Annotated in this window: 12 protein-coding genes; 2 read left to right on the top strand and 10 right to left on the bottom strand. The window is 48.8% G+C overall.

All coding sequences use genetic code 11. From position 1 onward, the window contains the following. Positions 1–32: 32 nt before the first annotated feature. The gene (locus D9736_RS10965) at positions 33–359 is read right to left on the bottom strand and encodes a phage holin, lambda family (RefSeq protein WP_001120496.1); all 327 of its coding nucleotides are present in this window, start codon (positions 357–359) and stop codon (positions 33–35) included. 331 nt (positions 360–690) lie between these two features. Between D9736_RS10965 and D9736_RS10960 the strand changes: the two genes are divergently transcribed. Both D9736_RS10960 and D9736_RS10955 read left to right on the top strand, forming a co-directional pair. Further along, entirely contained in the window at positions 691–1,212 is a 522-nt protein-coding gene (locus tag D9736_RS10960) for a hypothetical protein (RefSeq protein ID WP_031617482.1), read from the top strand. 5 nt (positions 1,213–1,217) lie between these two features. Further along, positions 1,218–2,102: a Kiwa anti-phage protein KwaB-like domain-containing protein gene (locus tag D9736_RS10955; RefSeq protein ID WP_001163087.1), complete on the top strand. Its 885-nt coding sequence runs from the start codon at positions 1,218–1,220 to the stop codon at positions 2,100–2,102. 21 nt (positions 2,103–2,123) lie between these two features. On the opposite strand, the gene D9736_RS10950 is transcribed toward D9736_RS10955, so the two are convergent. Genes D9736_RS10950 through D9736_RS10910 form a run of 9 tightly spaced genes read right to left on the bottom strand, consistent with a single transcriptional unit; the run spans position 2,124 to position 7,266 of the window. After that, positions 2,124–2,471, bottom strand: a complete 348-nt coding sequence (locus tag D9736_RS10950; protein ID WP_001205472.1) for an antiterminator Q family protein — start codon at positions 2,469–2,471, stop codon at positions 2,124–2,126. Between the two features lie 17 nt (positions 2,472–2,488). After that, a complete protein-coding gene (locus tag D9736_RS10945) occupies positions 2,489–3,478 on the bottom strand; it encodes a DUF968 domain-containing protein (RefSeq protein ID WP_024211330.1) in 990 nt (329 codons plus the stop codon). A gap of 7 nt (positions 3,479–3,485) precedes the next feature. Then, positions 3,486–4,283 carry a KilA-N domain-containing protein gene (locus D9736_RS10940; protein ID WP_001061403.1) on the bottom strand — a complete coding sequence of 266 codons (798 nt, stop codon included), beginning with the start codon at positions 4,281–4,283 and terminating at the stop codon, positions 3,486–3,488. Between the two features lie 19 nt (positions 4,284–4,302). Further along, positions 4,303–4,692: a RusA family crossover junction endodeoxyribonuclease gene (locus tag D9736_RS10935; RefSeq protein ID WP_000767105.1), complete on the bottom strand. Its 390-nt coding sequence runs from the start codon at positions 4,690–4,692 to the stop codon at positions 4,303–4,305. Next, a complete protein-coding gene (locus D9736_RS10930) occupies positions 4,689–5,015 on the bottom strand; it encodes a LexA family transcriptional regulator (protein WP_000210170.1) in 327 nt (108 codons plus the stop codon). Before D9736_RS10930 ends, D9736_RS10935 begins: the two co-directional genes overlap by 4 nt. Then, a complete protein-coding gene (locus D9736_RS10925; protein ID WP_000066917.1) occupies positions 5,012–5,665 on the bottom strand; it encodes a phage N-6-adenine-methyltransferase in 654 nt (217 codons plus the stop codon). Before D9736_RS10925 ends, D9736_RS10930 begins: the two co-directional genes overlap by 4 nt. Beyond that, entirely contained in the window at positions 5,665–6,159 is a 495-nt protein-coding gene (locus D9736_RS10920; protein ID WP_001314912.1) for a PerC family transcriptional regulator, read from the bottom strand. Before D9736_RS10920 ends, D9736_RS10925 begins: the two co-directional genes overlap by 1 nt. Next, a complete protein-coding gene (locus tag D9736_RS10915) occupies positions 6,156–7,097 on the bottom strand; it encodes a helix-turn-helix domain-containing protein (RefSeq protein ID WP_000104938.1) in 942 nt (313 codons plus the stop codon). The genes D9736_RS10920 and D9736_RS10915 overlap by 4 nt, the downstream gene beginning before the upstream one ends. Further along, positions 7,087–7,266 (bottom strand): DUF4222 domain-containing protein, encoded by a 180-nt coding sequence (locus tag D9736_RS10910; protein WP_001250269.1) that lies wholly within the window; start codon positions 7,264–7,266, stop codon positions 7,087–7,089. Before D9736_RS10910 ends, D9736_RS10915 begins: the two co-directional genes overlap by 11 nt. Positions 7,267–7,324 lie beyond the last annotated feature (58 nt).

The raw sequence follows: 7,324 nt of genomic DNA, 5'->3' as shown, positions 1-7,324 counted from the left end.
GCTTTACGCTGGGAATTTAGTACCTGCATAAATTACTCCTTAGAGCCACCAAACTTATTACCGATTACTCTCATTGCAGCCCCACGAATAGCATCGACACCGATCAGCCCCACCCCACCACCAATGGCAACAGAAAGCGATTTAGGCCATCCGACATACTCAAGAGCGGATGCAAAAGTCAGCGTCAGAGCGCCACAGAGTAGAATTTCGAGTGTTTTTCGCTTCCAGCCACCACCACCGCCAAAATAGGCAATGCGCAAGCCAGCCATAACGATCGACATAATCACTGCGCCCAGTGGTGTGTCTCCACGCCACCAGCTCTGGACCAACTCCAGCCAGGTATTTGGGTTATGAGGCATTTGTAGTTATCTCTCACCTCGCCGATACAGGAGGTGCAAATTGAGGGAGTACCACGAACCGCAAACCAGAAGCGGAAACGTAAAAGAAGCCGAGCCAATGGATAAGTACTAGATAGACCAAGCCCAACGAATACCAAGGCCCAGAAATGACAAAACCCGCTCGACGGCGGGTTTAAGCTGTGTGGCAAAGTAACCACTCTTAACACGATATAATACTTTTTGCGTACGCGTTAACTTTTTCTGTAGTATTTAGTGTAAGATTCTTCACAAGATAGATACTTTGGAGTACATGATGTAAAGTGCTGTATGCATAAACAGTACAAAGGATATCATGATGAACAAATTAGCACGCTTATTATTAACAGCCAGCTCAATTGCACCTGTTTGCGCAACTCTATTTTTTATTGGATATGTAAAAGATACGGTTTGGCTGATGCAATATAGCTTATGCGTTGGCATAGCAAGTTGGTTATTAGCAATAGGCCTGATTCAATATGCTGAGAAACAACTTGAACCTCTGACAAAAAATATTAGTTCAGTTTCTCCCGCTAACAAAGAAGTAACTAATTATTTCTTAAGCTATTTATTCCCTCTCCTAGGAACAGATTCTATTGCTGAAAATAAAGCATATGCGTTATTCTTTTATTTATCATTGTTATTTTACATCAGCTTTTCCGAGAACTATAACTTTAACCCAGTATTGTCACTTATCGGTTATAAATTTTACGAAGCTGAAGATGACACCGGCGTAGGTTTTGTATTGATTTCTAAATCAGTTATTACTGATATTAAAGATATCAAATTTACAGTTATTCAATTAACAGACTACACATTTCTACATGTTAAAGGATAATAACCATGGCACTTTTTGCAGTAATAGATAATACAATTGCAACGAGAATTGTTAGAGTCGAACTTGATGCAACAGCAAGTACTTCTGTTACGGCCATTTTCCAACAACAGCGTCAATATTTTGAAAGTCATCATAACAATATGATACCATTCTATGCCGGTTATACACCAAAACATAGTGAGTGTTTTGAAATACAAAACTTTACTGATTCTGCACGCCTGATTGACGCAGTCAATAGGCCTACCGCCGTGCCTATCTGGGATCCTAGCCAAATTGATATTGGTTATATTAAAGCATTATTTGTTGGTGTTGACGCGCCAGCAAACCCCAATATTATTGCACTACAAACTTTCAACAAAAAACAAATCTTAGATACCTCAAAATCATTCTTTGGAAAGCTTTTTGCAAGCAAAACTACCTTTAGTAAAGCTAATAGCATCGGTTTTAATGTTGATGATAAACTAGTTGCAATAATTATCAATGATACAATACGATTTAAGAGTTTCTTTAATCTAAGAAGCATTTTTGACATGTCGTCCTATTTTTCTGCTGCTACTGACCAAGAACTTAATGCATTTAGTCAACTTAGTGTATTTTCTACTCCCCAAGGTTTTGATCTAAAATCCGTTGCAGATACAGTGATAAGAAATAAAGTAACACTAATAAATCAGACTGGGATGCTAACACCCCAAAATATGTCAAAGTTTAAATCCGAAGCTGCTAAAGTTAATTTCCCCTTACAAACCATAATAGTTGGCGGTGTTGAGAAAATTGTCATGCCTTCATCAAAAAAAGAAATAAAAGCCCTTCTTGACTTTCTTGAGGAAGACATTTGGGTTTCTGGAATAAGTGGAAGACGCTTTAAATCGAATTCAAAGCGCCCAATATAACTAGAAGACAGTTAAGAATAGTTAACAGGCAAGAGTGCAAACAATGCCTTCAATGAAACCAAGCGATGTTTGCAACTCTTTCCTGATAGTCCCATCCGAACACTTTCTCTTCTTAGCAATGGCTCGCAATGAAATCCCTACCACAAAATGGGCTATAACTAACTCATACTCTTCTGGTTTGTACTTTCTTAATCTAGCTACGCACCCATCGATCATGAGCCCCTCATCATCATCACACTGAATCCGGGACTTTTTGCCATGAGGTAAAAGCCCCTTGAAGCCAGCGGCTACCGGTTGCCAGTCCACTCCGCTATTGTCTGAAGCAGCCCAAGCTCCCCAACGATCCATCACTTCATACATATCACGCATCAACTTTCTCCACAAAATCAGGCCAGTACGCCAATTGCCAGCGCACGATCGATAAAACGAAATATCAGCTCCAGCTGAGAGCCATACTTCTCTTCAAATGCCACGGTATCCGCATGCAGCTCGTCGTGATGCTTTCTGCACAAAGGCAACACAAAGAGGTCATGCGCTTTTGTACCCATTCCACCCTGACCGTGGCCTATCAGATGGTGGGGATCATCAGCAGGCTTTCCACAACATGCACACGGCTGTGTCTTAACCCAGCGCGTGTACTTTTCATTAACCCAGCGGCGGCTTTTTGGGCGTAACATAAAAGACTCCGGCGACTCCGGATCCACTTTCAGCGCCAGCACCTTTTTCGCTTTATCCAGGATGATGCTGGTGGCAGGAACCGAAGGCACAAGGTCACTTTCCCGGGTGACAGACGGCACAACAGGTTTCGGTAATCTCAGCGCCTTACGGGCTGCGCTTTCAGGTAAGGCATCCGCCAGGTCATTACGAATCAGCCACCAGCACAGTTCCGGCATTGTCACGGCATGGTTATCATCAAAATCGAGATCCCGACGGACTACAGACAACACCCAACGGGCACAGTTATCCGTTGCCATTGATTCCAGCCGCTCCGTGAACTGATCACGTAACTGATTATCGCAGTGCCAGCACAGACGGATTGCACCCGGCGCGTGTCGCATTGTGGTCATGTTCTCGCTGTGCCAGTCGGAATGAGGCCACTGGCAGCCTTTTTCACGAAGTAACCAGCTTTCAAGACATTCCAACCCACCAGCACGACGAATCACTGCCTCATTACGGAACACGGCCCGAACGGCAGGATCATCCGCCAGCGGTTGTGATGCCGCCGGAACGGCACCACTGGCGAAAGATGAATAACGTTCCGGCTCAGGCTCCAGCAGGACACGCCCCTGCATAAACAGGGGCATCAGCTCTGAACCTGGCCTGAACAATACGATCCCCATACGCGGGGCAATTTCAGGGGTCAGTAGCGCTCTCACGGTCACCTCAATGAACGGTATCGAGCAGCTTTAACAGCTCAGGGAACCGGGATTCGAAGAAATGCGGCTGCGTCTCGCGCGGATTTGCGGGACTGGTGATGTTCTTGCCGAACATGCAGCCTTTCGCCGTCAGCGACCAGAATTTTTTGATGTTGTTAATCGCAGTGCGGCTGTATCGTTCACGTTGTTCAACGATCCCCAGCTTCGCCATCTGGTGATATGCCTGATTAGCTGTCAGGCGGATACCATACTGCTTCAGCAGTGCACTCAGTGACAGCGTGGGGCGGCTTGAGCCATCAGGCGCGTCAGCAGGAGCATCAATGGCATAGCGCGGTGCCAGATTCGGTAAGCCAACAGCCTCCTGGAGTTTCTGACAGGCACCAAGCACTGAAGAGTTAGACAGGTTTAATTCCCGGCGCATAAAGTCCAGCAGAATCACACCAGCCTGCATCTTGTCAGCAGCCTGTCCGGATAATTTTTCCGGTGCGCTGGTTACCATGTCGAAAGTACGGATCACCTTCAGATGGAATGACGGGCTTATCCACATTGCATAGGCATACACCAGTTCTTTGCAGACATACGTCCCCTGGTTATTTCCGCCACGAATAACGTTAACTGGCTCTATATTGACCGAGTTGCAAATCTGCAACTCGCTTATTAAACGTTCAGTTTGCTCATTGCGGAGCCAGAATGCAGGCTTATGCTTATCCAGAGAACCGGCAGCCCTGTGCAGATCGTTCAGGCTGTAACGACCATAAGCATCACGACGAACTTCAATACCATCAATGACCATCAGATTATTCATACTTCGTTTCTCCTCTTGATCAGGCGGCTGCACCCGCCGTTTTCTCGTACTTACTGATGGTGATCTCGACCTTCCCTTTCGGGATAACCGGTCCCCACTCCACCAGCATTCTTTTCACCTGTCTGTCGTCTTCCCACACACCCGCGTGGGTCAACGCGTCAAACAGCGCCTTGTTATAGTTGTCCAGATCGCGGATCCGGTTATCCGGAGGAAACAACACGATCTCCACTGAAGCAGGTGCCGACGTTGGTTTTGGCAGACGACGTAACTGCTCAACTATTGCTGCGCACGCCGCGCTCTGAAATTTTCGCCCCGCCGCGCTTATCAGGCTCTTACCAGCAAATGCCCCTTTGTTGGGGTGTCGCCAGTACGTGTTCACGCTGGGCGGGAAAGGCAGGATCAGCTTCATACTTTCAGGCCTCTCTCATGTAACCAGTGGGTTGCACGCAGCCTGGCGTTTTCCTCACCGGCAAGCAGTGAGCGGATAATCCCGACCGCCTCGCTGTCGTCGTCCTTCACCGCGGTATGAAGAGTGATACCCCGGGCCACGCCACGCTTTATCGTGATGACGCCTTTTTTCTCCAGTGCGCGAAGATGTTCCACCGCTGCATTCACTGAACGGTATCCCAGCATGGTTGCCACCTCCTGATTGGTTGGCGGGAAGCCACGTTCTTTCTGGTAAGAAATCAGCATATCCAGCACCTGCTGCTGGCATTGAGTTAACGTCGTCATGCCGCCATCTCCCTGACCAGTTTTTCCGCCTGCTGGCGAACCTGCGCCAGAAACGCCTCACCACATGCCTCAAGTTCATCGCGCCCGATGTAGCTGATTGCCGGTCCCTTCCAGGTCTTGTCGAAAACAGCAATAGCACCAGCGAAGAAAGCGCCTGTCGGCACCTGCTTCTCGTCCTTCGGTATAAACCAGGCAGGCAGTTCAAAACCAATACGCCCGCGAATAAAAGCAATATGATCTGCATCTTCCGGCCACCACACTTCGCTGGTGGCCGCTTTGATCAGGAAAACATAGCGCCCGCCCTTATCACGCATGGCACTGGCATGTTTCATGATGTAACGCATGCCGGTGATGTATTGCCCCTCATGCTGACTGGCGCGGCTGTATGGGGGATTACCAAAGGCAGCACCTTTAAGCTCCGCAAGACGTTCTGACCAGTCATGCGCCAGCGCGTTATCTTCCGCCGTGTAATACGCGGCACATTTGGCGTTATCACCGTCAGTAAACAGATCCAGAACAAACGGGCCAAACAGTGTGTTAATTCCCCAGAAAATGTTGTCCGGCGTGCGCCACTGATCGCCCACTTCCTTCAGTTCATGGGCTGGTTTGTTCCGCAGTTCCACCAGTGCCTGACAATATTTATTACTCATTAAGCCCCCACGTAATTCCCTGACAGATACCACTCTTCACCCGATGCTGCGCGCTTGCTGCTTTTCTGTAAGCACTGCTCACGACGCGCCAGAAAATTGTTTCGTTCTGGCTGGGAGTGGCTTTCACGGAATGCCGCCATCCACACCGTTGCAGCACGACGGTATAAGCCCCTGGACTCCAGTTCTTCAGCCTGGCGGGTCAGGCACAAAATCACCCGGGGATCGTTAGTGCCGACATAGAAATTGCGCACAGGTCTAGTTTCACGAACTGGTTGTGGTTCCGGCTCCTGCGCTCTCTCAGTCAGGCGCGGGAAATGTCTGCGTGTATCTCCTTCACAACGGTGAGCCACACGCCCACTCTGACGTAACTTGCTTGCTGACTGCAGAACGCGCTGTCGTGAGTAACCTGCAAAAGCATCCGCAATGTCTCCGGAAGTACACCCCGGATGGGCTTCAATGAATTTCTGAACTTCATTCAAAAGACTCATAATCACCCCCTGAATCCTGCCGGGATCTGGCTGTAGTCCACGTTGTCGTAACTGGCTTTGAAGTACGGGTCTTCGCGTTTTTCTGTGTGCGTGCTGACGGACGGCGATAAGCGCAGGGAAAGCTCATCCCATTTTTCCCGCAACTTCGACGGGCTGAGCACGTTACGGCACCAGAACGGATCGCGGCTGACGCGGCTGTACATCTCGCAGATTTGTTTGTGAGTACGACCATCCTGCACACACATCAGGCGAATTTCGTTTGCCCAGGCTGTCCAGTTAGGTTCTTTGGGACGAACCACCTCGCCGTCACATTCGGCGGCCTGCTCGTACAGGGCGATGATTTTTTTCCAGAGCCACTGTGCGCAGGTCAAATCATCCTGCGTTCCCCACTGGCGCTTTTTAGGGCTGAATACAACCGCATCAGGATGGCGAGTTAAAAAATCCTGTTCATCCATCTGCGTGTCCGGTTGCGAAGCGTCCGGACGAGAAGGTTTTTTATCTGATGGATCATGTTTTGATTTTACTGACGGATCCCCGCCAGATTCTGACGGGTGAAAACCCGCTTTTTTGCCAGATTTCGACGCATCAAATTTTGACGGGTCAGATTTTGATGCGTCAGATTTTGACGGGTCAGAATCTGACAGTTGAGAAAATGCCGCTGCCTGAAGCTTCGCAACGTTAAGCTGATAAACATTCGACGCATTGCGGTTACCCTGGCGACGCGCCTTACGCGTTAACCAGCCTTCTGCTTCCAGCCGTGCGATAGCCGTTCTGACGGTACTCATCCCCGCGCCAATCTGGCGGGCAATGGTTTCAATTGATGGCCAGCACACACCTTCGTCATTACTGAAATCAGCCAGGCGGGCCATAATTGCCACGCTGGATAATTTCATGCCTGACGCAGCGCAACCATCCCATACATAGCCGGTTAATTTAGTGCTCATGACCGACCTCTATTTCCCTGAATTTACGACGAAACTGTTCGAGCGGACTGAAGCATTCATGCTCATAGCCTTCGCGGAGGTAGATAACCCGTTGTGTTTCCGGCTCCCAACGAATGACTCTGACGGGCACTCCGTAGTGATCTTTGAACCAGCGGTTAACTTGTCGCAAAGGACTGTCTCCTTCTGCCGGTTGAAATCACCCACAGCCCACTCTGCAAAGCTGTGGG

It is taken from the genome of Escherichia sp. E10V10 (assembly GCF_004211985.1).
GTDB lineage: Bacteria > Pseudomonadota > Gammaproteobacteria > Enterobacterales > Enterobacteriaceae > Escherichia.
Note: the sequence above shows the minus strand (reverse complement) of the source record. Positions and strands in the feature narration are given on the sequence as shown.